Origin of the sequence: Rhizobium sp. F40D2, from assembly GCF_051810745.2 — a bacterium.
In the GTDB taxonomy this organism is placed as follows: domain Bacteria; phylum Pseudomonadota; class Alphaproteobacteria; order Rhizobiales; family Rhizobiaceae; genus Rhizobium.
On record NZ_CM131436.1, the window covers coordinates 2440927 to 2467500 of the forward strand.

The 26574-nt window shown below is 63.0% G+C and carries 19 protein-coding genes and 2 pseudogenes (1 of these 21 only partly in view); 6 read left to right on the forward strand and 15 right to left on the reverse strand.

Annotated features, from left to right (window positions below; all coding sequences use genetic code 11):
* The first annotated feature begins 286 nt into the window (after positions 1 to 286).
* From ACS4RS_RS11725 to ACS4RS_RS11750, 6 genes and pseudogenes are all read left to right on the forward strand, one after another.
* On the forward strand, positions 287 to 2083 hold the full coding sequence (locus ACS4RS_RS11725) for a sensor histidine kinase (RefSeq protein WP_449313662.1): 1797 nt from the start codon (positions 287 to 289) through the stop codon (positions 2081 to 2083).
* Positions 2080 to 3411, forward strand: coding sequence for a sigma 54-interacting transcriptional regulator (locus tag ACS4RS_RS11730; RefSeq protein ID WP_439010834.1), 1332 nt, complete (start codon positions 2080 to 2082; stop codon positions 3409 to 3411). Before ACS4RS_RS11725 ends, ACS4RS_RS11730 begins: the two co-directional genes overlap by 4 nt.
* A gap of 208 nt (positions 3412 to 3619) precedes the next feature.
* The gene (locus tag ACS4RS_RS11735; RefSeq protein ID WP_439010833.1) at positions 3620 to 4603 is read left to right on the forward strand and encodes a tripartite tricarboxylate transporter substrate-binding protein; all 984 of its coding nucleotides are present in this window, start codon (positions 3620 to 3622) and stop codon (positions 4601 to 4603) included.
* Positions 4604 to 4806: 203 nt separating this feature from the next.
* Entirely contained in the window at positions 4807 to 5268 is a 462-nt protein-coding gene (locus ACS4RS_RS11740) for a tripartite tricarboxylate transporter TctB family protein (RefSeq protein WP_439010832.1), read from the forward strand.
* 9 nt (positions 5269 to 5277) lie between these two features.
* Positions 5278 to 6782 (forward strand): annotated as a pseudogene (locus tag ACS4RS_RS11745) (tripartite tricarboxylate transporter permease).
* A 91-nt stretch (positions 6783 to 6873) separates the two neighbouring features.
* On the forward strand, positions 6874 to 8043 hold the full coding sequence (locus ACS4RS_RS11750) for an amidohydrolase (protein WP_439010831.1): 1170 nt from the start codon (positions 6874 to 6876) through the stop codon (positions 8041 to 8043).
* A 229-nt stretch (positions 8044 to 8272) separates the two neighbouring features.
* Here the strand turns inward: ACS4RS_RS11750 and ACS4RS_RS11755 are convergent, their stop codons facing one another.
* From ACS4RS_RS11755 to ACS4RS_RS11825, 15 genes and pseudogenes are all read right to left on the reverse strand, one after another.
* Complete coding sequence (locus ACS4RS_RS11755; protein ID WP_439010830.1) at positions 8273 to 10060, reverse strand: adenine deaminase C-terminal domain-containing protein; 1788 nt, start codon at positions 10058 to 10060, stop codon at positions 8273 to 8275.
* Positions 10057 to 10977 carry a nucleoside hydrolase gene (locus ACS4RS_RS11760; protein WP_439010829.1) on the reverse strand — a complete coding sequence of 307 codons (921 nt, stop codon included), beginning with the start codon at positions 10975 to 10977 and terminating at the stop codon, positions 10057 to 10059. Before ACS4RS_RS11760 ends, ACS4RS_RS11755 begins: the two co-directional genes overlap by 4 nt.
* A gap of 4 nt (positions 10978 to 10981) precedes the next feature.
* Entirely contained in the window at positions 10982 to 12007 is a 1026-nt protein-coding gene (locus ACS4RS_RS11765; protein ID WP_439010828.1) for an ATP-binding cassette domain-containing protein, read from the reverse strand.
* Complete coding sequence (locus tag ACS4RS_RS11770; RefSeq protein WP_439010827.1) at positions 12000 to 12779, reverse strand: ABC transporter permease subunit; 780 nt, start codon at positions 12777 to 12779, stop codon at positions 12000 to 12002. Before ACS4RS_RS11770 ends, ACS4RS_RS11765 begins: the two co-directional genes overlap by 8 nt.
* Positions 12776 to 13603 carry an ABC transporter permease subunit gene (locus tag ACS4RS_RS11775; RefSeq protein ID WP_439010826.1) on the reverse strand — a complete coding sequence of 276 codons (828 nt, stop codon included), beginning with the start codon at positions 13601 to 13603 and terminating at the stop codon, positions 12776 to 12778. The genes ACS4RS_RS11770 and ACS4RS_RS11775 overlap by 4 nt, the downstream gene beginning before the upstream one ends.
* 67 nt (positions 13604 to 13670) lie before the next feature.
* Positions 13671 to 14693, reverse strand: a complete 1023-nt coding sequence (locus ACS4RS_RS11780) for an extracellular solute-binding protein (protein ID WP_439010825.1) — start codon at positions 14691 to 14693, stop codon at positions 13671 to 13673.
* 1 nt (position 14694) lies between these two features.
* Positions 14695 to 15739 (reverse strand): annotated as a pseudogene (locus ACS4RS_RS11785) (LacI family DNA-binding transcriptional regulator).
* A 174-nt stretch (positions 15740 to 15913) separates the two neighbouring features.
* Positions 15914 to 17353, reverse strand: coding sequence for an efflux transporter outer membrane subunit (locus ACS4RS_RS11790; protein WP_439010824.1), 1440 nt, complete (start codon positions 17351 to 17353; stop codon positions 15914 to 15916).
* Between the two features lie 150 nt (positions 17354 to 17503).
* The gene (locus tag ACS4RS_RS11795; protein ID WP_439010823.1) at positions 17504 to 20614 is read right to left on the reverse strand and encodes an efflux RND transporter permease subunit; all 3111 of its coding nucleotides are present in this window, start codon (positions 20612 to 20614) and stop codon (positions 17504 to 17506) included.
* Between the two features lie 48 nt (positions 20615 to 20662).
* Positions 20663 to 21868, reverse strand: coding sequence for an efflux RND transporter periplasmic adaptor subunit (locus ACS4RS_RS11800; RefSeq protein WP_439010822.1), 1206 nt, complete (start codon positions 21866 to 21868; stop codon positions 20663 to 20665).
* Positions 21869 to 22024: 156 nt separating this feature from the next.
* Positions 22025 to 22627: a TetR family transcriptional regulator gene (locus ACS4RS_RS11805; RefSeq protein WP_439010821.1), complete on the reverse strand. Its 603-nt coding sequence runs from the start codon at positions 22625 to 22627 to the stop codon at positions 22025 to 22027.
* A 104-nt stretch (positions 22628 to 22731) separates the two neighbouring features.
* Entirely contained in the window at positions 22732 to 23676 is a 945-nt protein-coding gene (locus ACS4RS_RS11810; RefSeq protein WP_439010820.1) for a phosphoribosylaminoimidazolesuccinocarboxamide synthase, read from the reverse strand.
* Between the two features lie 180 nt (positions 23677 to 23856).
* Entirely contained in the window at positions 23857 to 25599 is a 1743-nt protein-coding gene (locus tag ACS4RS_RS11815) for an SLC13 family permease (RefSeq protein WP_439010819.1), read from the reverse strand.
* 102 nt (positions 25600 to 25701) lie between these two features.
* The gene (locus ACS4RS_RS11820) at positions 25702 to 26385 is read right to left on the reverse strand and encodes a phosphoribosyltransferase (protein WP_439011846.1); all 684 of its coding nucleotides are present in this window, start codon (positions 26383 to 26385) and stop codon (positions 25702 to 25704) included.
* A gap of 14 nt (positions 26386 to 26399) precedes the next feature.
* A protein-coding gene (locus ACS4RS_RS11825; protein WP_449313663.1) for a pseudouridine synthase crosses the window boundary here: on the reverse strand, positions 26400 to 26574 show its 3' portion. It continues 632 nt past the right edge of the window; the window shows 175 of its 807 coding nt (coding positions 633-807); the start codon falls outside the window, past its right edge; its stop codon occupies positions 26400 to 26402.

A 26574-nucleotide genomic window follows, 5' to 3' on the forward strand; every position in this document is an offset into this window, starting at 1 on the left:
GGGTTCCCTTGCGATGCAGCAATAGGATATCGGCCCTTGACGGGTGTCAAGTTTCGACGGCCCTTGGAAATCACTGCCGGTGTTATTAGAGCGCCGTGCGTCCTTTCGGACGCACAAAGAACGCTCTAACATCTTGAATCTACGCATCGTGCTTTCCGAAAATCGATTCCGATTTTCGGGCCGATGCGCTAGACTTGACCGTCGGGTATGCCTCGCTGGGGAGTGGAGGCGGAAAGGGGAGGAGCCGGACCTGTCTTCGAGATATCGCGCGATAGCGGCGTTGCTGGTGGTGCCACTGATCATCTTCGCCTTCTTCACCTATGGAAGCGCGATCGCGACGCGCGCCTATATGGGGGAGGCATCGGCGCAGGCGGGAACGGCGCTGCGCCTTGCCGTCTCGGCGCTCAGCGGTCACCTCAACCGCTATGAGGCGCTGCCGGCACTGATCGCCGATCACGACGACATCAAGGAACTGGTGAGCGCGCCCGATGACACAGCCTTGCGTGACGCGGCCAATCTCTATCTCAAGGAGATAAACGGGCTGCTGAAATCCTCCGATATTTATGTGGTCAAGCCGGACGGCGAGACGATTGCGGCCAGCAATTACGACGGACCGGGAAGCTTCGTCGGGCAGAATTTCAGCTATCGGCCCTATTTCCAGGACGCGATCGAAGGCCGCCAGGCGCGGTTCTATGCGCTCGGCACAACCTCGCTGAAGCGCGGCTATTATTTCGCTGCGCCGATCCGGACCGGCGCGGATATTCGCGGCGTCATCGTCTTCAAGGTCGATATCGACATGATCGAATCCTCCTGGGGCGGCGGCGAATACAAGATCTTCGTTTCCGATCCTGAAGGCATCATCTTCATGTCTGGCAGCCCGGAATGGCTTTACGGCGCAATCCTGCCGCTGACCGCCGACCGCATCGCACGCACGGAAGCATCGCGGCGTTATGCCAATGCCAGGCTGACGGAGTTGCCGGTGACGCGCCAGCGTTTTGAGCCACATGAACTGATGACGCTTGCCGGCGAGCGCGGCTCGAGCGAATATCTGGTGCTTTCGCACTACATGCCGGCCGAGGACTGGACGGTGAACGTGCTGATGGAAACGAGTTCCATCCGCACCCAGGCGCGCATGGCGCTTGCGGCGGTCTTTCTCATCCTCTGTATTGCCGGGCTCGCGGTCGCGGTTCTGCGCCAGCGGCGGGCGCGGCTTGCCGAGCGCATGCAGCTGCAAACGGAGGCCCGCAACGAGCTGGAGCGGCGCGTCGATGAGCGCACCGCCGATCTTGCCCGCGTCAACAGCCGCATCGAGGAGGAAATCTCCGAACGGCGGTTGACCGAGCAGCAGCTCCGTCAGACACAGGCCGATCTCATCCAGGCGGGCAAGCTTGCCGGCCTCGGGCAGATGTCGGCTGCTCTTTCGCATGAGTTCAATCAGCCGCTCGCCGCCGCCAAGACCTATACGGACAGCGCCACCGTTCTCTTCGATCGCGGCCGGATGGAGGAGGCGCGGGACAATATCCGGCGTATTGGCGGGCTGATCGACCGCATGGCCGCGATCAGCCGGCACCTGCGCAACTTCGCTCGCAAACCGAATGAGAAACTCGGCCCTGTTTCTCTCGACGAGGCGATGCATGACACGCTCGAGATCATCGCCTGGCGGCTGAAGGCGGCCGATGCCGAGCTCCGGCTTGATCTCGGGACCCGGCCGCCGGTGGTGCGTGCCGGTTCGGTGCGTCTGCAGCAGGTGCTGGTGAATGTGATTTCCAATGCCGCTGATGCGGTGGAAGGGCTTGATGACAGATGCATCGAGATTTCCGCCTTCGAGGAGGCAGGCAAGGTGGTGCTGACAGTGCGCGACCATGGGCCGGGCGTGCCTGCGGCGATCGCCGAGCGTATCTTCGATCCCTTCTTCACGACCAAGGGCGTGGGCAAGGGGCTCGGTCTCGGGCTGTCGATCTCCTACAATATCATCAAGGATTTCGGCGGCAGCCTTTCCGCGGCCAATCATCCGGAAGGGGGCGCGGTGTTCCGTATCGAGCTGCAATCGGCGGCGGGGTTGATGCCGGAGGCGGCGGAATGAACGATGCGAAGATCTTGCTGGTCGACGACGAGGAGGAATTGCGCCGCTCGACGGCGCAGGCGCTGGATCTGTCCGGCTTCAGCGTCGAGACCTTTTCGAATGGCGATCATGTGCTGGAATTGATCGGCTACAGTTTTCCCGGCGTCGTCGTCAGCGATATCCGCATGCCCGGCATGGACGGCATGACGCTGATGCAGAAGATCCGCGAGCTCGACCCGGAGGTGCCGGTCATTCTCGTTACCGGCCACGGCGACGTGCAGCTTGCGGTGAAGGCGATGCGTGAAGGCGCCTATGATTTCATCGAGAAGCCGTTCACGCCGGAGATGCTTGCCGGCGTCATCCGCCGGGCGATGGAGCGGCGCGGCCTCGTGCTTGAAAACCGTCTGCTGAAGGCAGTCGCCGGCAAGCGCGACGATCTTGAGGCGCGGCTGCCGGGGCGCACGCAGGTGATGGTGGATCTGCGCTACCGTATCCGGGCGATCGGGGCGAGCGATGCCGATACGCTCGTTGTCGGCGAGACCGGGGCCGGCAAGGAAGTGGTGGCGCGGGCGCTTCACGATATCAGCGCCCGGGCGAGCCGGCCGTTTATCGCCATCAATTGCGCCGCGCTGCCGGCAAACCTGATCGAAAGCGAGCTCTTCGGCCATGAGGTGGGCGCCTTTCCCGGCGCGGTGAGGCCGCGTTACGGAAAGTTCGAGCATGGGCGTGGCGGCACCATTCTGCTCGACGAAATAGGTTCCATGCCCTTCGACCTGCAGGCGAAGTTCCTGCGGGTGCTGCAGGAGCGGGTGATCTCCCGGTTGGGATCGAATGAGACGGTGGCGCTCGACGTACGCTTTATCGCCACGAGCAAGGTAGACCTGGAGGCGGAGGTGGCGGCTGGGCGCTTCCGCGCCGATCTCTTCTATCGGCTGAACGTTGCGACGCTGCATGTGCCGTCGCTGTCGCAGCGCCGGACGGATGTTCCGTTGCTCTTTCTGCAGCTGGTGCGGGAGGCGGCCGCCCGCTACGGCCGCGATGAGGTGGCCGTACCGCCCGAGGTGATCTCCGACATCGCCCAGCGCGACTGGCCGGGCAACGTGCGCGAACTCAGGAATGCCGCCGACCGTCTGGTCCTCGGTCTCGACGATAGCGGACCGCAGGTCGAGGAGGCGACCGGGCTTGCGGAACGCGTCGCCGAATTCGAACGGGGCGTCATTGCCAGTGCGCTGGTGGCGCATGGCGGCAGTCTCAAGCCGGTTTATGAGGCACTCGGCATTTCCCGTAAGACCCTCTATGAAAAGATGCAGAAATACGGCCTCGACAAGCGGATGCTGACGGAAGGCTAATTCTTGGCGGGCGTCGCGATGGGTGGAAATCCACCCATCGCACAAGGCGTTTGTTTCCAAATCGACCCATGCTGCATTGCACTGTCGCAAAATCGTCTCTCGATAGCGGCTGCAATGATTGCAGCTCGGTTTTTCCCGGCGGCAAATAGGTCATGCCCGGCGCGGAGGATGTGTCGGCGGGCTTGCTTGTTTGATCAGGGAGGAAACGATGAAAATTCTGAAGACCATGCTCGGCCTGACCGCGGCTGCCGCAGTCTCTCTTCTCGCCGGCGCCGTTTCGGCGCAGACCTATCCCGAACGCACCATCACCATGGTCGTGCCCTTTGCGGCCGGCGGCCCGACCGACACAGTCGCGCGTCTCGTCGCCGAATCCATGTCGAAGGATCTCGGCCAGCAGATCGTCGTCGAAAATGTCGGCGGTGCCGGCGGTACGCTCGGCGCCGGCCGTGTGGCGAGCGCCGACCCGGATGGCTACACGATCCTGCTGCACCATATCGGCATGGCGACCAGCGCCACGCTCTACCGCAAACTCGCCTATGACACGCTCGGTGCCTTCGACTATGTCGGCCTCGTCACCGAGGTGCCGATGACGATCGTCGCCCGCAAGGATTTCGAGCCGACCGACCTCAAAGGCCTGATCGAATACGTCAAGGCCAACAAGGACAAGGTGACGGTCGCCAATGCCGGCATCGGTGCGGCCTCGCATCTCTGCGGCATGATGTTCATGAGCGCCATCCAGACGCCGCTCACCACCGTTCCCTACAAGGGCACCGGCCCTGCCATGACCGACCTGCTCGGCGGCCAGGTCGACGTGATGTGCGACCAGACGACCAACACGACGAAGCAGATCCAGGGCGGCACGATCAAGGCCTATGCCGTGACCTCGCCCAAGCGCCTCGACGTGATGAAGGACATTCCGACGGCAGTCGAAGCCGGCCTGCCAGGCTTCGAAGTGGGCATCTGGCACGGCATCTACACGCCGAAGGGCACGCCGGCTGCGATCAACGAACGTCTGTCGAAGTCGCTGCAGTTTGCGTTGAAGGACCCGAATGTCGGGGCCCGCTTCGCCGAGCTCGGCACGACACCTTCCTCCGACGCCGATGCGACGCCGGCTGCACTGAAGGCCAAGCTAGAAAGCGAGATCGCCCGCTGGAAGCCGGTGATCGAGGCTGCCGGCGAATATGCGGACTAGTGAGGGATGCGCCAGGAATAGCCCCTCACCCTAACCCTCTCCCCGCGCGCGGGGAGAGGGGACCTGCCCTAGGTATTGCGGCAGAGACAGAGGCCGGCGGCCTATCCCTTCTCCACGCAGGGGGAGAAGGTGGCGCAGCCGAATGAGGGACAATTGCTGCAGCGACGGCATTACGAGAACCATCTCCAACCCCAGGAGACACCATGAAATCCATAAGTTTCGATACCACCAATGCGATCTGCGGCGGGCTTTTCGTCGCGACCGGCGCTTTCTTCGCCATCCAGTCGCTGGGGCTCGACCTCGGCACGGCAGTGCGCATGGGGCCTGGCTATTTTCCGCTGGTGCTTGCCTGCGTGCTCGTGCTTCTCGGCGCGATCATCTTTATTCAGGCACTGCGCGTCGAGGGTGAGCCGATCGATCCTTTCGCGTGGCGCGGCATGCTTTTCATACTGCCGGCTCCTGTCCTCTTCGGGCTGACGGTGCGTGGGCTGGGCTTTGCGCCGGCGCTGTTCTTCACCGCCTTCGTCGCCTGTTTTGCATCGACCAAGATGAACGTGGTGTTTGCGGTCATCCTTTCGCTGCTGCTGACGATCTTCTCGGTCGCCGTTTTCAGCTATGGGCTGGGGCTGCCGTTCGAGCGCTTCGGCCCCTGGGTCCGGTTCTAGGAGGCGATGGTGGATCTTTTCAGCAATCTCGCCCTCGGCTTCGCCACAGCAGCGACACCCGACAACCTTCTCTTCTGCCTAATCGGCGTGCTGCTCGGTACGCTGATCGGCGTTTTGCCCGGCATCGGCGCCACGGCGACGATCGCCATGCTCCTGCCAATCACCTTCCAGCTCGAGCCGGTCTCCTCGCTGATCATGCTGGCCGGGATCTATTATGGGGCGCAGTACGGCGGTTCAACGACGGCGATCCTCATCAACATGCCGGGCGATCCTCTTCCGCCGTCACCGCGATCGACGGTTACCAGATGGCGCGCAAGGGCAGGGCGGGGGCAGCCCTTGCAATCGCGGCACTCGGCTCGTTCTTCGCCGGCACGGTCTCGACTTTTCTCGTTGCGGTCTTTGCGCCGCCGCTGACCGAAATCGCGCTGAAATTCGGCGCGGCCGAATATTTCTCGCTGATGATCGTCGGTCTCGTCTCCTCGATCGCACTGGCGCACGGCTCGGTCGTCAAGGCGTTGGCGATGGTGGCGCTCGGGCTGCTGCTCGGCCTCGTCGGCACCGACATTTATACGGGCGCGCCGCGCTTCATCCTCGGCATCCGCGAATATTCGGACGGATTGAACTTCGTGGCGCTCGCCGTTGGCGTCTTCGGGGTTGCCGAAATCCTGCGCAACCTCGAGGGCGAATCGACGCGCACGGTGCTGATGGCCAAGGTTACCGGCCTCTTGCCCTCTCGCCAGGAATTCAAAGAGATGATCGCGCCTGTCATTCGCGGCACGGTGATCGGTTCGGCGCTCGGCATCTTGCCGGGCGGCGGCGCGATCCTTGCCTCCTTCGCTTCCTACACCGTGGAGAAGCGCATATCGAAGACCCCGGCGGAATTCGGCAAGGGTGCGGTCGCCGGTGTCGCAGGGCCGGAATCAGCCAACAATGCCGGGGCGCAGACCTCGTTCATTCCGCTCTTGACGCTCGGCATTCCGGCCAATCCCGTCATGGCGCTGATGATCGGCGCGATGATCATTCAGGGGATCGTGCCGGGACCCAATGTCGCCACCGAGCAGCCGGCGCTGTTCTGGGGCATCATCGCCTCGATGTGGATCGGCAACTTGATGCTGGTCATCCTCAACCTGCCGCTGATCGGGCTCTGGGTGAAACTGCTGACCGTGCCCTATTATGTGCTCTTCCCCATCATCATGGCCTTCTGCTCGATTGGGGTCTACAGCGTCAACGCCAATGTTTACGACCTCTACGCTGTCGCCTTCTTCGGGCTGATCGGCTACGTGCTGGCAAAGCTTCGCTGCGAGCCGGCGCCGCTCCTGCTCGGCTTCGTGCTCGGGCCGCTGCTGGAAGAGAACCTGCGGCGTGCGATGATCCTGTCGCGCGGCGATCCCACTACCTTCGTTACACGGCCGATCAGCGCCACGCTTCTGGCGATTGCGCTTGCCGTGCTCATCGTCGTCTTCCTGCCGAGCGTCAAGAAGAAGCGCGAAGAGGTGTTCGTCGAAGAGACTTGATGGTTGAACTTGCGACCTGTTTGATGAACAAGGGATGATCTGACGCGGGCGCCGGTGGGCGCCCCTTACGCTTGACAGGATATCCAGGCTCATGAGCATCCACGCCCGGATCAAGGACGATCTGCCGTTCCTGACCTCTTTGCGCCGTGATCTGCATGCCCATCCCGAACTCGGCTTCGAGGAGGAGCGCACCGCCGGCATCGTCGCGAGGCTTCTCGAGGAGGCCGATATCACGGTGCATCGCGGGCTGGCCGGCACCGGCGTGGTCGGCACGCTCACAGTCGGCAACGGCACGGGCAGGATCGGGCTCAGGGCCGATATGGATGCACTCGCCATGCCTGAAATGGCGGAGCGAGCTTATAAATCGACCGTATTCGGAAAGATGCATGCCTGCGGCCATGATGGCCATACGGTGATGCTGCTGGGTGCCGCGCGGCATCTGGCAGCGACGCGGAGTTTTTCCGGCACGGTGCATTTCATCTTCCAGCCGGCCGAAGAGGGCCGTGGCGGGGCGAAGCGCATGGTGGAGGAGGGGTTGTTCAAGCTTTTCCCCTGCGATGCCGTCTATGGACTGCACAATATGCCGGGACTATCGGTCGACGAGATCGCCGTGGTCGAGGGGCCGCAGCTTGCTTCTTCCGACAACTGGCGCATCACCTTTCGCGGCATCGGCACGCACGGCGCCAAGCCGCATCTCGGCCGCGATCCAATCACTGCCGCCGCCACCTTCCTGTCATCGCTGCAGACGATCGTCGGACGGGTGGTCGATCCGCTGCAGCCGGCCGTCGTCAGCGCCTGTTTCCTGCAGGCGGGCGACCCAAAGGCTTTGAATGTCATTCCTGATATCGTGGATATCGGCGGAACGGCACGGGCCTATTCGCCCGATGTGCGCGATCAGTTGGAGAGCGAGATCGGCCGGCTGGCCCGCGGAACGGCTGCGATGTACGGCATATCGGCCGATTATCGTTTCGAGCGGCGCATTCCGCCCGTCGTCAATGATGGGGATGCGACCGCCCGGGCGCTTGCCGCCGCCGGCACGGTGTTCGGCGGGAAGGTGCGTACGAGCTTTCCGCCGTCGACAGCAGGCGACGACTTTGCCTTCTTCGCGCAGAATGCGCCAGGCTGCTATGTCTGGCTCGGCAACGGGCCGGCGGTGGACGGGGCGCTGCATCACAACACGGCCTATGATTTCAATGATGAAGCGCTTGGTTATGGCGCGGCTTATTGGGTGGCGTTGGTGGAGAGGGAGTTGAAGGTTTAGAGACGCGCTTGTGACGGCCCCTCACCCTGACCCTTGCCGGGGTCGAGCCACGGGTCTCGACCCGTCCTTCGGACCCCCGTAAACAGGGCGAGGGGACGTGCCCTACGCCAGGTGAGAGCGAATTGAGAGGTTGCGGCACATCTCCTTCGCCCCGCAAGCGGGGAGAAGGTGGCGGCGGGGGATGACGGGCTCTACGGCAACCGCTCGTTTGCGGTCTGTGCGTCCCGACTTACAAAACCTTCAGCACCGGACTTTCCAGCACCTTGCCCGTCAGCACATCGGCAATCCCCCGGTCCGTCTGATGCGGGCCGGCATTGCAGGCGAGCGTTGCGCCGAAGCACGCCTTGAAGACGCGGTAGGGCGGTTTCCAGTCGGCGATTTTTTCCATGGCCTTCCGAATGCCGGTGAAGGCCGAAGCCGTGTCCTTCAGTGATGCGCGGGTCACCAAACCGGAGAGCGGCAGCGGCAGGATTGCCTCGATCGCGCCGTCGCTGGCGACCGCCATGCCGCCGCCGGCTGATATGACGGCGTTGGCGGCGAGCGCCATGTCACGGGCATTGCCGCCGAAGACGGTGAGGTTGTGGCTGTCATGCGAAACGGTGGTGCAAAAGGCGCCGCGCCATTCGCCCCAGCCGGTGAGGAAGCCGGTGCGCGGGGTGCCGTCGGCCTTGCCGTGGCGATGAGCGACGGCGATCATGGCGCTGCCGGCCGGCGGCACGACGAAGCCATCCCTGACCTCCGTCTCCGCCTCGCCCCATTGCGTGAAACGCGGGCGGTCGATGGTGGCGACGCGGACCCGCTCGCCTCTCGACGGGATGCGGAAATCATCCTCGGCGAATTGCGGGAGCTTCACCGAATTTTCAAGCGGCGCTGTGTCGAGCTGCTTGATGTCAATCTGCATGCCGCCGTTGCGGGCGACGATGCGGCCGCCCGAGATGACCAGCCGCGCCCGGAAGTCCTCGAGGTCATCAAAGAGCACGATGTCGGCGCGGCGACCGGTGGCGACGAGGCCGAGATCGGAGCGCTTCAGGCGCTCAGCGGCGTTGAAGGTCGCAGCGCGGAGCGCCCATTCCGGCTTCATGCCATACCGCACCAGACGGCGGATGACGTCGTCGAGGCCGCCGCTTTGATAGAGTTCATCGGGAAAGACGTCATCGGTGCAGAGCGTCACGGTCGCAGGCAGATGGCCGAGACCGTTCAGCACCTCGACGAATTCCTGCAGCAGATGGTCGTGGGAGCCGCGCAGCTCGATCGTCAGGCCGGCTGAAAGTTTGGCGGCGAGGTCGGCGCCGGAGGTCAGTTCGTGGTCGGAGGTGACGCCTGCTGCCATGAAGGCGTTGAGATCGGCCCCCTCAAGGCCGCGGGCATGGCCGCAAACGAGCTTGCCGGAGGCAAGACCGGCATTGACGATGGCGCTCATGCGCGGATCGCCGTCGATGACGCCGCGCATGTTCATGACTTCGGCAACGCCGGCGACGGCGGAGGCGCGCAGCATCTCGGCGATGACGGCGGCATCGAAGTCGGCGCCGGCCAGCTCCAGCCCTGGTGCCGATGGCACGCAGGAGGGGGCGAGCAGGATCATGCGCAGCGGCAGTGACCGCGCCGCCTCGATCGCCCAGCGCACACCGTCGAGACCATGGACGTTGCCGAATTCATGCGGGTCCCAGACGATGGTGGTGACGCCGCGCGGCAGCACGGCGCTCGCATATTCGGCCGGAGTCACCATCGAACTTTCGACATGCATGTGCGTGTCGATCAGGCCGGGTGTTGCGATGCTGCCCGCCGCATCGATGATCTCGGCCGCATCGGTGCGGCTTGCCGGGGCATGGACGCTTGCGATCAGGGCGCCGACGAGGCCGATATCGGCCTCCCGGATCAGGCCGGTCACCACGTCGAGCAGCCGGCCGCCGGTAATCAGTACATCGAAGGGGGCGTCGCCGCGTGCAGCCGCGACGGCGCGGGCGCGCAAGGCGGGATCGTTGAGATCGGCGGGTTCCTGGCGAAGGGTGGCGTTCATTTGCGGGCCTCGCTGACCAAGGCGGCGAGTATGATCCGGCGCGCCCTATCGGCATCGATTTCGGCGGCGAATTGCGCATTGAAGGCCGCGTGCGTGTCGCGGGTCTCGACGACGGTGCGGCCCCGGGTCAAGCTGCCCTGTAGCTCAACGTCGATGCGCGCGGGGCGGAAGCCGACGATATCGGGAGCGACGAAGGCGACCGCGGCGGAAGGATCGTAGATCGCCATACCGGGACGGCCGCGGCTGGTGCCGATGCGAATGTAACCTGCAAACAGATCGGCGATCAGCTCGGCATTGGCGCCGCCGGCATTGCGCACCGGCTCGGCATCCTCCGGCCTTGCCAGCACCTTGCGGCAGAGGTCGAGATCGACCATGCGCAGCGGCAGGCCATGAGCGATGACGATCGACAGAGCCTCGGGGTCGGCGAGCGCATTGAACTCGGCGGACGCCGTGTGGTTGCCGGACGTGACGCCGCCGCCCATCCAGACAAGGTCTCTGATACGGGCGGCAAGATCGGGGCGGGCGAGTGCCACGGCGGCGATATTGGTGAGCGGCCCGAGCGCCAGGATGCGGCGCTGGCCCTGGCCTTCCAGCCAGCGGCACAGTGCTGCGAAGGCATCGCTATCGGCAAGGGCAGATCCGTCCGGCAGGCTCTTGCCGATGGTCGGGATGCCGGTTGCGCCGAGGATCGCCTCGGCGGTTTCGAGCGTGCCCAGAACCGGCATGGCGCGCCCGGTGTGGATGGGGAAATTCCAGTCGAAGGCAGCGGCGGCGCCGGCGGCATTCCTTCTCACCTGCGGCAGCGGCGCATTGCCGAAGACGAGCGACACGCCGTCGATCTCGTATTCCGACTGTGCCACTACCAGAATGGCGGCGATATCGTCGAAGCCCATGTCGGTATCGATCCAGACGCCCATGATTTCACCCGAACCGTTTGAGGTTGGCCGCGCCGGCAACCGGCAGGTCGAAGGCGAGCACGCTGCCGATCTCGTGCGGCGGCAGGCTTGCGTCGATCTCGGCCTTGATGGGCCCAAGCGGTGTATCGAGAAGATATTCGCGGGTGTTGCCGGCGAAAGACGTGCCGCGCACCGTGCCCTGAAACGGGCCGGAACCAAGGTTCACCATGCGCGGACGCCAGGCGAGGCCGGCCGCGGCTTCAGGGGCCGGAGCGGAAAGCGCGACAGGGCCGTTCGGCGTCGCAAGCTTATCGTCTTTCAGCGCGAAGACATTCTCGAAGCCGACGAAATCGGCGACGAAGGCGGAGCTGGGTTTGTTGTAGATCTCTTCAGGCGTGCCGATCTGCTCGATGCCGCCGTTCAGCATCACGACGATGCGGTCGGCGAGCGCCAGGGCCTCCGTCTGGTCGTGGGTAACGAAGATCATGGTGACGCCGGTCTCTTTCTGGACGCGCTGCAATTCTGCGCGCATTTCGAGACGAAGCCGTGCGTCGAGATTGGAGAGCGGCTCGTCGAGCAGCAGCACTTTCGGCTCCATCACCATCGAGCGGGCGAGGGCCACGCGCTGCTGCTGGCCGCCGGAGAGCTCGGCGGGTTTGCGGCCGGCGAAGGCTGAGAGGCCGACCGATTTCAGGCCGCCAGCGACGCGGGTGTCGAGATCGGCGCCCGAGATGCCCTTGAGACGCAGGCCGAAGGCGACGTTCTCATAGACCGTCAAATGCGGGAAAAGCGCATAGGATTGGAAGACGAGGCCGACGGCGCGTTTGTTGGCGGAAACGCGGGTGATATCGGCGCCGTCGAGGCGGATGCGGCCGGAGGCAGGCGTCAGCAGGCCGGCGATGGCGCGCATCGTCGTCGTCTTGCCGCAGCCGGAGGGGCCGAGAAGGGCGACGAGCTCACCTTTGCCGATCGTAAGGTCGAGATCCCCGACCGCAACCGTGTCGCCATAGGCAAGCGTGAGCTTGTCGAGTTGAAGATAGGCATCAGACATAACGCGAGAATCCCAGGAAGCGTTCGGCGAGGAAGACGATGCCGATCGAGAGAAAGGCGAGAAGGGCGGAGAGCGCCGCAATGGACGGATCGTAGGTAGTTTCCATATAACCCAGCATGTCGATCGGCAGTGTCCGGACGCCGGGACCGGAGAGGAAGAGCGAAACCGGCACCTGATTGAAGCTGGTGACGAAGCCAAGGATGAAGGCGGCCAGAATGCCGCCGCGGATATTCGGCATCACCACGCGGAAGAAGGCGCCGAGCCTGGAGGAGCCGAGCAGCACGGCGGCCTCCTCGATATCCGAACGCAGATTGTCGAGGCTTGCCGAGACGACGCGCACTGCATAGGGCAGCACCAGGGCGGTATGGGCAAAAAAGAGCGCGAGCGTGATGTTGAAGCCGAAGGGCACGACGAGATAACGCAGCAGCGCCAGGCCGACGATGATGCCGGGGACGATGATCGGCAGCGAGACGACGGTGCGGACGGTTTCGGCCGCCGGCAGCCGGTAGCGCGAGAGGGCATATGCGGCCGGGATGCCGAGGAGGAGGGCTGCGAGCGTTCCGAACACGGCAAGGAACATCGACATGGCGAAGCTGTCGCGGAAACTCTCGACGGTGAACACCTTCATGACCCAGCGCAGCGACAGTCCCTGCGGCGGGAAGGCCAGCGTATCGCCTGATGACAAGGAGGCGGCGATGATGATCAGGAACGGGCCGATCAGAAAGACCAGCAGCAGGAAAAGCACGACGGGCGAAAAGAGGCGCAGGCTCATCGGCGGTTCCTCGCCGTCGCAAGGCGTTTCAGCAGGATGTTGGCGGCAAAGCTCATGACGATCAGGATGAAGGCGATGACGCTTGCCGAGACGAAATCATTGGCGACGGAAACCTGCTGATACAGCAGCGTTTCCAGCATCAGCACCTTGGAGCCGCCAAGCACGGCGGGCGTGATATAGGCGGTCAGCGATCCGGTGAAGACAAGCGTGCCGCCGACGACGAGGCCTTCCCTGGTCAGCGGCAGGATGACCTTCCAGAAGACCTGAAACCAGTTGGCGCCGAGAACGCGGGCAGCGGGAATCGCATCCTTCGGCATGTTTTCGAGTGCGCTGATCAGCGACAGGATCATCAGCGGCAGAAAGAGCTGCAGGAGGCCGATGAAGACGGCGGTCTCGGTAAACAGCAGCCGCAGCGGCTCGGCGCTGAAACCGAGGCCCGTTATCGCCTGGTTGACGATGCCGGTGCGGCCGAGGATGACGATCCAGGCATAGGTGCGCGCCACAGGGGAAATCATCAGCGGCAGGGTGACGAGGCCGATCATGCGGCCCTTGCCATTCGGCGGCAGGTTGACGATGGCAAAGGCTGCGGCATAACCGATGATAGCCGAGACGGCGGTGACTTCGAGGCCGAGCCGGAAGCTGCGCAGGAAAACGGTACGGTTCAGCGTCTCGGAGAAGAAACCGGCATAGGCCGACAGTGTCCAGCCGCCGCCGGCACCAAAGCCCTCCGACAGCAGGATCGCGACGGGCAGCAGGAAGACCACGGTCGCAAAGACCGCTGCCGGCAAGGCAAGCGCCAGGGCTTCAGCGCGGTTCTGGAACATGAGGCGCCTTTCGTGCGGACAGAGGATGGTCTCGGCAGAGGCGCCGGGACCGGTTTTCACGCAGGCCCTACTGGCCGACCTTTTCGTTCCAGCTCTTCAGCCAGCCGGCGCGGTTGTCGAGGGCGACTGCCGAAGGGATCAGCTTGAGGCTCTTGGCGGTTTCCTCGCCATAGGTGAGGTTGTTGGCGGCGGCTTCGGAAAGTTTGACCTCGCTGTTTGCCGGGCTGTCGACCAGCTTTTCGGCAAGCTTGGTCTGGATGTCGGTTGAAAGCCAGAAATCCATGAACTGCATGGCGAGATCCTGGTTCTTCGAACCTTTCGTCAGCACCAGCACATTCATGCCGCCGGTCTGACCCTCTTTCGGGGTCGCCCAGGCGACTGGAACATCGAGCTTGGTGAAGCCCGCCCAGGAGAAACGGCCGATCGGCGCTGCCCAGATCTCCTCCTGCTGCATCAACTGTACGAGTTGCGAGGATTTTTCGTAGAAGGTGACGATGTCGTCCTTCTTCTCGCCCAGCGCCTCGATCGGACCCTTCAGATCGGGTGTGTCCTTGCCGAGCGCCTGGCCCAGCATATAGAGCGCCGGCGGCCCCTGATTGGTCGTCACATTCGGGAAGGCGACGTGGCCGACATATTCCGGCTTCAGGAGATCGGCCCAGGAGTCGATCTTCATCTTGTCGGAGCGATAGGCGATCGAGGTGGCGTAGAAGGTGTAACCGACGCTCATGCCGTCGCCGTTCGGATCCTTGGCGACGTCGTAGAGCTTGACGAAATTGGCGAGCTTAGCGGTGTCGACCTTGTCGATCAGACCAGCACGGGAGGCGGCCAGCGCATCGGCCATGGAAACGGCGGCGAGGTCGATGACGGGATTGGCCTTGTTTGCTTCCATCTTGGCCAGGCGTTCGACGCTGTTGCCGGTCTCGACCACCAGCTTGCAGCCGCATTTGGCTTCGAAGGGATCGTAGACCAGCGTCTTGAAATCGTCCTGGGCAAAAGCATAGACCGAAATGGTCAATGTGCGGTCCGCTGCGGCTGCTCCGAGCGGAGACAGGGCGGCGAGTGCTGCCGAGGCAATGAGCGCTTTTTTCATCTTACATGTTCTCCATCTCTGAGGTTTTTGGTGCCTGGTCCGCAAGGCCCGGATGATTGGCGGACGATCAGCTGCATGGGGACACGGTCCATCGCGGCGGTCACGAGCATGCTCTGCCGGATGCTGCTCGCTCTTATGGTATCCACCAGTGCCGACACGGCAATTCCGGCAATAGCGTCCATGTCCATACGTACCGTCGTCAGCGACGGCGTGACGACGGGCGACCAGATAAGATCGTCGAAGCCGGTGACGCTGACATCGGCGGGAATGTTGATGCCGGCCTGCTGCAACTCCGTCAGCGCCCGCAGCGCCTGCAGGTCGGAGAGGGCTGCGAAGGCGGTGAAACCCTGCCCGACCTTTTCGGGGAGACCGAGCGAGCAGCCGCTGCCGCTATCCTGCTCGAGCCTATCGATCCACAGTGTTTCCGCATGCATGTCCGGACGCATGCCGGAGCGGATGCCGTCGGCGCGGTCGTTCTGGACGCTGGATTCCTGATTGTTGCCGATGATGAGGATGCGGCGATGGCCAAGGCCCGCCAGATGGCCGGCGATTTCGCAGCCGCCCTGCCAATGGTCGGCGGCAACGGTGTTGCCTGACGTCGATGGGGTATCGATGATGGCGACGGGACAGGCGGCCGAAGAGATGCGGGTGGCGCGGCGGGGAATGACGACCATGCCGTCGACGCCGCGCTCGACCAGCCGATTGATCGCTTCGGTCTGGGCGGCGACATTGCCGCGGGAATCGGCGATCAGTACGCCGTAACCGGCGGCAGAGGCGGCGAATTCAATCGCCTGGGCGATCTTCGGGAACAGCGGATTGGCGATATCGGGCAGCACCAGGCCGAGAACGCCGCTGCGGCCGGTCCTGAGCGCCCGCCCGGCCTGGCTCGGGACATAACCGAGCTCGGCGGCATGCTCGCGAATCCTTTCGACCAGTTGGCCGGAGACGCGGCCCTTGCCTGATAGCGCATTGGAGACGGTGGCGACGGAGACGCCGAGCGACGTCGCTATCCTGCTGAGGTTCGGTCCCGAACGCGATGAAGCCATGATCGACGGCGCTCTGATTAATCGTTTAATCAGAGCTTTACCTCAGCTCATTTCGCTTGTCGAATCCCAATTCACCTTATCGCGCATTATCCGCGCTACAAACTCGGCTGACATGAAAAAGCCCCGCGAGACGATCGCGGGGCTCTATATGTCCAGACGGCGCAAGGTGGCCGATCAGGTCTTGGCCGGCTTCACCACGACAGTGGTGTTGGCCACGGTCGTCTTGCCGCCGGGGGCATAGCCGCCGCCGACCGCGATGTTGAGGGAGACATAGTCCTTGGCCATCTGCTGAACGGCCTGGGCAAGGCTTGCCTGGGCGAGCGACACCTGGCGCTGCGCGTCGAGAACGTCGAGCAACGAAGAGGCGCCGTCCTTGTAAGATGCAGTCGACAGTTCGAGGGTTTCCTGCGTGGTCTTCACCTGGGCCTGGAGTGCCGAGACCGTCTGGGCGTCGCGCCGGACCGCGGCGAGCGCATTCTCGACCTGCTCGACGGCGGTCAGCACCGTCGATTTCCAGTTGAGGTAGGCGGTCGCGGCATCGGACTGCGCCGACTTGACGTTGGCGCGCAGGCGGCCGCCATCGAAGATCGGCAGGTTGAGGGTCGGACCGAAGGACCAAGGCGTCAGGCCGCCGTGGATGCCGCGCTGGTTGATGTAGGACGGCGAGATCGAACCGCTGAGCGAGATGCTCGGATAAAGCTGCGCCTGGGCAACACCGATATTGGCCGTTGCGGCGGCGAGATCGCGCTCTGCGACGCGAACGTCGGGGCGGTTGCGGATCAGGTCTGCCGGGATGCCGGAGTTGATGCCGCCGCGGAATACCGGCTGTCCATGACCCTTCAGCAATTCGTCAACGAGAGCCGAGGCCGGCAGGCCGAGCAACGTGGCAATGTGATGGGCTGATATGCGGATGTTGGTTTCGAGGCCGGGAATTTCGGCGAGCGTCGACTGTACGAGGCCTTCGGCCTGAACGACGTCGAGACGCGAGGCGGCGCCAGCTTCGAGCTGGAACTTGGTGAGCTCGTAGGTCTCCTGGCGAGACTTCAGGTTGGCCTTCGAAAGCGCCAGGCGCTGCTGGTAGTAGCGAACGTCGATATAGCTCGAGACGAGATCCTGGATCAGCGTCAGCTTGGCGACATCGGCCGATGAGTAAGCGGAATCGAGCGAGGCGAGAGCGCTCTCGGTGCTACGCTTGTAGAGGCCGAAGAGATCGAGCAGCCAGCTCAGCTGGACGTCGCCGGCACTGGTGTTGCGCGTGTCGAACTGCGTGCGCAACTCGCCCCTCTGGCCGCTCACCGTGTGCGAGCCGCCGACGGTCAGGTTCGGCAGGGCGCCGGCTCCGGCGGTAGTGACGGCGGCGGAGGCGGCATTGATGCGTTCGATCGCCTGCTGGACTGTCAGGTTCTGCTCAAGGCCAGCGTTAACGTAGCCGTTCAGCCTCGAATCGTTGAAGGCGGTCCACCAGGCTGCGGTAGCAACATCACCATCGCTCTTAGTTCCGCCTTCTCCGAATTTGGCAGGCAGCGGCATTTCAGGAGGAACATGATCCGGGCCAACAACGCAGCCCGACAACAACAATAATAATGCCGGGGTGGCAAAACGAAGAGATACCATTCATTTCTTCCTGTACTCGAGCAAGTCAATTCTTGTCCGAAGCTTCATGCTTCACTAACGCAACCGCGCCTCGTCCTACCAAAAATACACACACCGAAGCAGTCGGGCGCAATGTAGCAATCGGAACAGCATTATCACAGTGCATTTTTATCACACTCCTGCCGCATTTTTGCCCCGTGTGGCAAAGATGCGTCGAATGACGACGAAAAAGGACGGCACGAAGAAAATTCCGAGCATCGTCGCCGCCAGCATGCCGCCGAGAACGCCGATGCCGATGGCGTTTTGTGCCGCCGAACCCGCGCCTGTCGCGATCGCCAGCGGCACGACGCCGAGAATGAAAGCCAGCGAAGTCATGATGATCGGCCGCAGGCGCAATCTCGCTGCCTCCAGGGTCGCTTCGTAGAGGCCCATGCCGCTTTCCATGCGGTCCTTGGCGAACTCGACGATGAGGATCGCGTTCTTCGCCGCCAGCCCGATGGTCGTGAGAAGTCCGACCTTGAAATAGACGTCGTTCGCCTGACCGAACAAGGTCGCTGCCGTCAGCGCCCCGAGAATGCCGACGGGCACCGCCATGATCACAGAGAAGGGGATCGACCAGCTTTCGTAAAGCGCCGCCAGGCAAAGGAAGACGACCAGAACGGAGATCGCATAAAGCATCGGCGCCTGCGACCCGGAAAGGCGTTCCTGATAGGAAATGCCCTGCCAGGCGACCGTATACCCGCCGCCGAGCTGTTCGGTCAGCGCTTCCATCTCGTTCATCGCATCGCCGGACGACACTCCGGGAGCCGAAGCCCCGTCGAGCGGGATGGCGCTGACGGCGTTGAAGCGGGCAAGCGAGGGCGCACCCTTCACCCATTCCGTCTTGGTAAAGGCGGAGAAGGGCACCATTTCGCCGTCATTGTTGCGCGCGTACCAGTGGTTGAGATCATCCGGCTGCATGCGGAAGGGCGCATCGCCCTCGACGTAGACCGGCTTGATCTCACCGTTCAGCGTGAAGTCGTTGACGTCGCGGCCGGTGAAGATGATCGACAGCATCGAATTGACCGCGGCGATGTCGACGCCCATGGCGCCGATCTTCTCCTGATCGAGCACGATGCGCATCTGCGGCTCGACTTCCTTGTTGCTGCTGCGCAGCGCCACGATCTTGCCCGAGGTATTGCCCATCTGGATCAGCCGCTTGGAGGCGGCCGTCAGCGCGTCATTGCCGTGGCCGCCGGTATCAACGAGATACATGGAGAAGCCGCTCGATACGCCGAGACCCTGAATCGCCGGCGGCAGAAGTGCAAAGACCTGCGCCTCGCGGATCGCAAAGAAATTGCCGAGTGCACGATTGACGACCGACTGGGCGCTCAGCTTGGGATCGGTGCGCTTTGCGAAATCCTTCAACTTGGTGAAGACGATGGCGCTGTTCTGGCCAGAACCGTTGAAGCCGAAGCCGAGCGCGCCGAACACGGATTCGACCGCGTCCTTCTCGTTTTCACGATAATATTTCTCGACCTTCTCGACCACTGCCTGGGTCTGCTGGGTGGTCGAGCCCGGCGGCGTGGTGACGATGGTTAGCAGCACGCCCTGGTCTTCCTGCGGCAGGAAGGAGCTCGGCAGGCGGGTGAAGAGATAGGCGCAGCCGGCGCCGACGAGCAGGAAAACCAGCATGACGCGGATCGGCCGTTTCAACAGAAAGCCGATGGCGCCGATATAACCGTTGGTCGAGCGCGTGAAGTTGCGGTTGAACCAGTCGCCGACACGGTGCTTCTTGTGTTCGCCAACCGGTTTCAGCATCGTAGCGCAAAGGGCCGGGGTCAGCACGAGGGCGACAAGCGCCGACAGCAGCATGGCCGAGACGATGGTGATCGAGAACTGGCGATAGATAATGCCGGTCGAACCGCCGAAGAAGGCCATCGGAATGAAGACGGCGGTCAACACGAGCGCGATGCCGACAATGGCGCCGGTGATCTCGCCCATCGACTTTTCCGTCGCCTCGAGCGGCGAGAGCTTCTCTTCGGACATGATGCGTTCGACGTTTTCGACGACGACGATGGCGTCGTCGACGAGAAGGCCGATTGCCAGCACCATGGCGAACATCGTCAAGGTATTGATCGAGTACCCGGTGACCGCCAGCACCCCGAAGGTGCCGAGCAGCACCACGGGAACGGCAATCGTCGGGATCAGCGTCGCCCGCAGGTTCTGCAGGAAGATGAGGAGGACGACGAAAACGAGCACGATCGCTTCGATCAGCGTGTGCACGACCTTTTCGATCGACAGCTCGACGAAGGGCGTCGTGTCGTAGGGATAGGTGATCTCGACGCCCGCCGGCAGGCCACGGCCGATAACATCGAGCGCCGAGCGCACGCGGGCGGCAGTATCGATGGCGTTGGCGCCGATCGCCAGGTTAACGGCAAAACCGGTCGACGGCTGGCCATTGTAACGCGAATTGCCGCCATAGCTTTCCTGGCCGATTTCGATGCGCGAGACGTCGCTCAAGCGGACCGTCGCGCCATCTTTCTCGACCTTCAGGATGATGTGCTCGAAATCGGCGACGGTGGTCAGCTGGCTTTGCGCGGTGATGGTGACGTTGATCTGCTGGCCGGGGATGGCCGGCTGGGCGCCGAGCGAGCCGACCGAGACCTGGGTGTTCTGCGCCTGGATGGCCGCGGTGACGTCGCTCGGTGTCAACTGATATTTCAGCAGCTTGAAGGGATCGAGCCAGACGCGCATGGCATAGCCCGAACCGAAGACGTTGATGCTGCCAACGCCTTCCAGGCGCTGGATTTGATCCTCGATCGAGGTCGACAGGATGTTGCCGAGGTCGACCGAGTTGCGCTTGCCGTCGGTGGAAACAAGCGAGCCGACCAGAAGGATGCTCGAGGTCGAGCGGGTGACGCTGATGCCGGCATCGATGACGTCGCTCGGAAGCTGCGACTGAACCAGCTGCAGCTTGTTCTGCACCTGCACCTGGGCGATATCGGGGTCGGCGCTCGTCCCGAAGGTCAACTGGATGCTGGCCGAACCGGTCGATGAGGTCGAGGTCATGTAGGTCAGGTCGTCGAGGCCGGTCATGCCATCCTCGATGATCGTCGTCACCGATTTCTCGACGGTCTCGGCACTCGCACCCCGATAGGTGGCGTTGATGCGGACCGTCGTCGGGGCGATATCGGGATATTGCGAAATCGACAGGGTGAAGATCGCCAGCAGGCCGGCGAGCATGATGGTGATCGCAATGACCCAGGCGAAAATCGGACGTCGGATGAAAAACTTGGCCATCGGTTGTTCCTGTGCGGCAGAGACGGTGACGTCGGGGGCTCGAAGCGATTACTTCGCTGCGGGCTTCTGTGCGTCACCGGCCGCGGGCTGCTCGGCAGCCACGACCACGCCGTTGTCGGTGATCTTCATCGGGACCGGCTTCACCGGCATGCCTGATGTGATCGATTGCAGACCGCTGACGATCAACTGATCGCCATCCTTGATGCCTTCGGTCACGAGCCAGGAGTTGTTGGAGGGCGAGCTGTTTTCGAAAGCACGGGTCTCGACCTTGCCCTCGGCCGAAACGAACTGCGCCGTCAACCGGCCGTTGGCGTCACGGCTCGTCGCCAGCTGTGGCAGCGCATAACCGTCCTCGTCGCCGAGTTCGACGGTCGCCCGGACATACATGCCGGGCAGCACGACCCGGTCGGGATTGGGAAAGAGCACGCGGATGATGAAGGTGCCTGTGGTCTCACTGACCACCTGCTTCGACATGTCGAGCTTGCCCGGCTGGTTGTATTCCTTGCCATCTTCGAGGATCAGGTGGAAGACGACATTGGCTGCACCCTTGATGTCGCCGGCGGCCATCGCATCGCGCAGCTTCAAGAGGTTAGTGCTCGATTCCGTCAGCGAAATGTAGATCGGATCGAGCTGGCGGATCGTCGTCAGCGCCGTCGTCTGATTGGCGGAGACGACGTTGCCGACATTATAGGCGGTCTGGTCGATGATGCCGTCGAAGGGTGCGATGATCCTGGTATGGTCGAGGTCGATCTGCGCGGCGGACAGTGCGGCCTTCGCTGACTCGACTTCGGCCTTGGCCTGGAGCAGCGTCGTCTTGGCGGTTTCGAATTCGATCTGGGTGGCGCCGCTGCCGACCAAGCGCTGGTAGCGGTCGAGATTGCTTTCAGCGCTCGGCACACTCGCCTCGGCTTTGGAGATTGCCGCCTTGGCCTGCTCGACGGCGGCAATATAGGGCGCATCCTCGATCTGGTAGAGAAGGTCGCCCTTCTTGATCTCGCCGCCTTCCTTGAAGGCGATCTCGCGGATCAGGCCGCTCACCTGCGGCCGGATATCGGCCGTCTGGAAGGTCTCGGCACGGCCGGGAAGGATCGTGGTGACCGGAAAACTACCCTTATTCAGCGTGATCACGCCGACCGGCGAGGCCTGCTGGGCCGCGCCTGCGTTGCCGGCGGGCTTGCTGGCGTTGTCGCTGCAGGCTGCGAGCAATGCGCCGAACGTCAGCGCCGAGGAGATGAGAAGGGCACGCCGTATCATTCTGAATTCCCTGTGCGGTGGCAATGGCCGTTCGATCCACGGGCTCGGCCGAGTCGAGTGCAGGCCTATAGAATCGTCAGGATTGATCTGGCTGCAAATGCCATTATCCGAATTTAACAAAAGCTTTACGAAGTGACGTAAGTCAGCAATCATCACTTAGCAAGCGTTATTTTGCAGTGCGGCATCGACAAAGCCGACGATGTTCTCGGCGCGATGCACCAGGGTTTCCTTGTCGTCGCGGGCAATCAGGATCGGGTGCAACACGCAGGCCAGGAGGTCTGCGACAGTGTGTGCCGCGCGCTCGGGATCGCGGCACTGATAGCGTCCCTCCGCGATGCCTTCTCGGATGATTTCGTCCAGCTTTAACTCGATTCGGGCGCGATAGCGGTTGCCGGCCTCGAGTTTGGCTTCGATCGTCGAAAGCACCATTTCGAAGATGTAGGGATTTTTCTGGATGTCCTGCAGATGGCCTTCCAGCAGGCGCAAGACGAAGCGGAGCAATTGGTCCTTTGGGGGCAGGTTCTGGTCGAAGGCTGCGAAACGCTCGGTGGCATTGTCGAGATGGCGTCCGGCGATCGCATCGACCAGCGCGACTTTGGAATGGAAATGCTTGAAGACATTGGCGGGCGACATGTGCAGCGCGCCGGCGATATCGGCGATCGACACCGCGAGGTAGCCGCGCTGACGAAACAGCATCTCCGCCATGGAGAGAATGTCCTCCCGCGTTTCTTCGGCCTTGCGTCTCGGCCTTCTTACCATCCGTCCCCCGCCGGGCCAGGCCCGATCCTTTTGGCTGATGTTAGCGCGATTGCACGAAATGCCGCAAGCCGATGATCGGCTGGCGGCTTTCGTGCGCCGCCATCTCAAGGGAAGTAGGGGGCGAGGTTCTGCCGGATGCGGGCAAACGGCGTTTCGCCGCTATCGTCGGGAACAAAGCGCTCGCCGGTGATCGCCTCATAGGCCCTGATATAGACGGCCGAGGTCTGTTCGATCAGTTCGGTGGGGATCTCGGGGATCTCGTCCTTATACGGGTCGCAGCGTTCCGCCACCCAGGCGCGGACGAAATCCTTGTCGAAACTTTCGGGACGTTTTCCGGCGGCAAAACTGGCCAGATAGCTTTCGGCAAGCCAGTAGCGGCTGCTGTCGGGCGTGTGGATCTCGTCGGCGAGGATGATGTTGCCATCGCCGTCGGTGCCGAATTCATATTTGGTGTCGACGAGGATCAGGCCGCGTTTGGCCGCCATCTCCTGGCCGCGGGCAAAAAGGGCGAGCGCAAATCGCGACAGTGTCTCCCACTGCTCCTTGGTCAGAAGGCCGCGGCTGACGATTTCGGCAGGCGTCAGCGGCTCGTCATGGCCGCCGTCGAATTCCTTGCTGGTCGGGGTGATGACCGGTTCGGGCAGGATCTGGTTGTCGCGCATGCCATCCGGCAGGCGCATGCCGTACATTTCGCGCTCACCCTTCTTATAGAGCGTCAGGATCGACGTGCCGGTGGTGCCGGCGAGATAACCGCGCACAACGATTTCGACCGGCAGAATGTCTAGCCGCTTGCCGATGACGACATTGGCGTCGGGATAGTCGAGGATATGGTTCGGGCAGATGTCCTTCGTCGCCTCGAACCAGTAGCGGGCCGTCTGAGTCAGCACCTGGCCCTTATAAGGAATACAGGTGAGGATGCGGTCGAAAGCGCTCAGCCGGTCGGTGCTGATGATGATGCGGCGTCCGTCCGGAAGATCGTAATTCTCGCGCACCTTGCCGCGATAATAGTTCGGCAGTTCCGGGAAATGGGCTTCGGAGAGAATTCGCACGGCGCTCGACGGTCCTTGTGATTGGGGTGAAGGCTTCCTGCTCTACTGCATAATTCCTTAAATCGGAATCGATTTAAGGAATTATGCAGCACTCAAAGTGCTACAGCGTCCTTTGCGCGTCTGAAAGACGCGCGGCGCTGTAGTCATTGCCGGGAAGTCAAGGTGGTCCCAACTATCGCATCAGAGCCAGAACAGAGCCAGGAGAAACAAAGCGAGGCCGTAGCTTGTGACGGCAAGCGGCCAGCCGACGCGCAGGAAGTCACTGAAGCGGTAACCGCCGATGCCCATTGCCAACGTGTTGTTGTGATGGCCGAAGGGCGTCAGGAAATCCAGGGAGGCGCCGACGGCGACGGCAATCAGATAGGCGTCCGGCGCGTGGCTGCCGGCCTTGGCGAATTCCAGTGCGATCGGGATCAGGACGATCGCGACCGTCGCGTTGTTGACGAAGGGCGTCAGCGCCATGGCGAGAAAGAGGATGAGGGCGATGCCGAAGAGCGGCCGGCTGACCGGCACGACGAGGCTCAGCCCGCCGGCGATGGTTTCGGCCGCCCCGGTCGTCGCCACCGCCTGACCGATCGGGATCATCGCTGCCAGCATGATGATGATCGGCCAGTTGAGATCGGCCATCGCCTGGCGGATGTTCAGATGATTGAGCAAGGCGAGCACGAGCACGACGCAGGCAAAGGCGATGTCGGGACGCAGGCCGGCCGCAGAGGCGGCGATGCCGCAGGCAAAGAGCGCGAAGGGCCGCCAGGAGAAGAGGGCGGGTTCGACCGGGGCCGTCGGGGCGAGTGGCAGGCACTCGCTTTCTTCAAGCGCTTCGACGATTGCCGTTCGCGGCCCTTCCAGGGTCAATATATCACCGATCGACAGTTGCAGGTCGATGAAACGACCCTCGATGCGCGGCGCGCGCATGGAAAGAGCGGTGACCGCAACGCCGCGGCTTTGGAAGACTTCGAGCGAGCGGACGCGCGAACCGACCAGCGTGCTTTCCGGCATGACGACAGCTTCGACACGGGAAAAATCCAGCTGAAGGCCATGCGGATGTGCATCGGCGATCAGCGCCTGGGTGGCGGCAAGCCCGGCAAAAACCGCATCGGCCCCTTCGGCAAGCAGCACGTCGCCGGCTGAAATCACCGACTGATCGAGCGGACCGAAGACGAAACTGTCGCCGCGGATCAGCGCGTGCGGTTTGATGCCGAAACCCGCTGGACAATCGGAAAGGCGGATGCCGATCAGCGGCGAAATGTCGGGAATGCGGCGCTCGACGACGATGCGGCGCGTGCCTGCGGAGATCGCTGCCGGCGTTTCGTCGGGTTCGGGAAAGAGGCGCTGGATGCGAAAGGCGATGAGCAGAATGCCGGCGATTGCGACCGGCAGGCCGACATAGGCGAAATCGAAGAAGCGAAAGCTCGCTCCGGTCGCCTTGGCGAGCGCGTCGCTGACGAGCAGGTTGGCCGGCGTGCCGATCAGCGAGACGAGGCCTCCGAGCAGCGCCGCAAACGAGAGGGGCATGACGAGCTGGCGGCGGGGGATCGTCAGCGCCATGCCGAGCCGCAGCGCCACCGGCAGGCTGATAGCAAAGGCGCCGATATTGTTCATGAAGATGGAAATGAAGCCGGCAAGCGAGGAAGCGCCAGCGATGACCTTGAAGCCCGAAGGCTTGGCGGCGGCGAAACGGGCGGCGAGATCGTCGAAGAGTCTGGCGCGCGCCAGCACCTGGACGATCAGCAGGATCTCGACAACGGTGATGACGACGGGACTGGCAAAGCCAGTGAAGATGTGGTCGGCGGGATAAAGTCCGAGCGCATAGCCGGCAAGCAGGCCGGCGATCGAAATCACCTCGATGCGGATGCGATCGAACGAGAAGAGAACGAGCATCGCCAGCAGAAGGATCAGCAGGGATGCTTGCTCGAACGTCATGCGTGGATCCGGTGTTTCATCGATTGGGCAGACTGTAATCGTTCCTTCTGCGCTGTACAGAGGCGCCCTCAGGCAAAGATTGAACAATCCTCATCTCGCGCCTCAGGCGGGTGCCTGCCACCGGCCTGCCGCGTTCCGCTGCAAAATGGGCGTTGTAAAGACGCCGATGGTGCGTGCGATCCATTGCGGCCCGGCGGTAGCAAGGCTTTCGCGCCAACGCTCCGACTGCAGCATGGCCGCGCCGATGACGACCGGTTCGATGCCGCAGGCCTCGAGCAGATCAAGAGCCGCGCCGATCGAGGCGCCGCTTGATATGACGTCGTCGATCAGAGCGACGCGCCCTTCCGCCAGCAGCGGCAGCATGCGCGGATCGATATAAAGGCGCTTCTGCTGGGTCGGCGTGGTGATCGAGGACAGGGGGACGGAGAGCTCGTCGCGGTACCAGAATTTGCGCGAGGTGCCGAGCGGAACATAGCGGCTGTGGCCGAGCTTCTGCGCAACCGCGGCGGCAAGCGTCAGGCCGAGCGTCGGCAGGCCGGCGACGACGTCGATGCGCATGGGCCTGATCTTTTCGGCGAGGCTTTCGGCGAACGCATCGAGGACGGAAAAGCTTGCCTGGTTGACGATCAGCGAGGCGAGGGCGTGCTCGCCATCCGCCAGCACGCGGATCGGCAAGCGAATCTGACGGCCATCTTCCAGCACGGCGACGTAGAAGGAGGCGAATTCGCCGTCGACGGCAAAGGTGCCGGGCGGATGAACCTCCTGCCAGAAATCATGCGGCGCCATCTCCCTTTCATAGGTCAAATGCGTCTCGCCTTTTCGATGCCGGTTTTCCGCCGCAGCGATTGCAATTCCGCTTCGGTCAGCGCACGCACGGCGCCTTTCGGCAGTTCGCCGAGCTCGAGCCCGCCGATCGCAACGCGCACGAGGCGCAGGCATTCGGTCCCGAGCGCCTCCAGCATGCGGCGGATCTGG

Excerpts from the sequence above, each read along its gene's own strand:
- ACS4RS_RS11730 (WP_439010834.1), top strand. The coding sequence starts at position 2,080 with ATGAACGATGCGAAGATCTTGCTGGTCGACGACGAGGAGGAATTGCGC.
- ACS4RS_RS11735 (WP_439010833.1), top strand. The coding sequence starts at position 3,620 with ATGAAAATTCTGAAGACCATGCTCGGCCTGACCGCGGCTGCCGCAGTC.
- ACS4RS_RS11740 (WP_439010832.1), top strand. The coding sequence starts at position 4,807 with ATGAAATCCATAAGTTTCGATACCACCAATGCGATCTGCGGCGGGCTT.
- ACS4RS_RS11750 (WP_439010831.1), top strand. The coding sequence starts at position 6,874 with ATGAGCATCCACGCCCGGATCAAGGACGATCTGCCGTTCCTGACCTCT.
- ACS4RS_RS11755 (WP_439010830.1), bottom strand. The coding sequence starts at position 10,060 with ATGAACGCCACCCTTCGCCAGGAACCCGCCGATCTCAACGATCCCGCC.
- ACS4RS_RS11760 (WP_439010829.1), bottom strand. The coding sequence starts at position 10,977 with ATGGGCGTCTGGATCGATACCGACATGGGCTTCGACGATATCGCCGCC.
- ACS4RS_RS11765 (WP_439010828.1), bottom strand. The coding sequence starts at position 12,007 with ATGTCTGATGCCTATCTTCAACTCGACAAGCTCACGCTTGCCTATGGC.
- ACS4RS_RS11770 (WP_439010827.1), bottom strand. The coding sequence starts at position 12,779 with ATGAGCCTGCGCCTCTTTTCGCCCGTCGTGCTTTTCCTGCTGCTGGTC.
- ACS4RS_RS11775 (WP_439010826.1), bottom strand. The coding sequence starts at position 13,603 with ATGTTCCAGAACCGCGCTGAAGCCCTGGCGCTTGCCTTGCCGGCAGCG.
- ACS4RS_RS11780 (WP_439010825.1), bottom strand. The coding sequence starts at position 14,693 with ATGAAAAAAGCGCTCATTGCCTCGGCAGCACTCGCCGCCCTGTCTCCG.
- ACS4RS_RS11790 (WP_439010824.1), bottom strand. The coding sequence starts at position 17,353 with ATGGTATCTCTTCGTTTTGCCACCCCGGCATTATTATTGTTGTTGTCG.
- ACS4RS_RS11795 (WP_439010823.1), bottom strand. The coding sequence starts at position 20,614 with ATGGCCAAGTTTTTCATCCGACGTCCGATTTTCGCCTGGGTCATTGCG.
- ACS4RS_RS11800 (WP_439010822.1), bottom strand. The coding sequence starts at position 21,868 with ATGATACGGCGTGCCCTTCTCATCTCCTCGGCGCTGACGTTCGGCGCA.
- ACS4RS_RS11805 (WP_439010821.1), bottom strand. The coding sequence starts at position 22,627 with ATGGTAAGAAGGCCGAGACGCAAGGCCGAAGAAACGCGGGAGGACATT.
- ACS4RS_RS11815 (WP_439010819.1), bottom strand. The coding sequence starts at position 25,599 with ATGACGTTCGAGCAAGCATCCCTGCTGATCCTTCTGCTGGCGATGCTC.
- ACS4RS_RS11820 (WP_439011846.1), bottom strand. The coding sequence starts at position 26,385 with ATGGCGCCGCATGATTTCTGGCAGGAGGTTCATCCGCCCGGCACCTTT.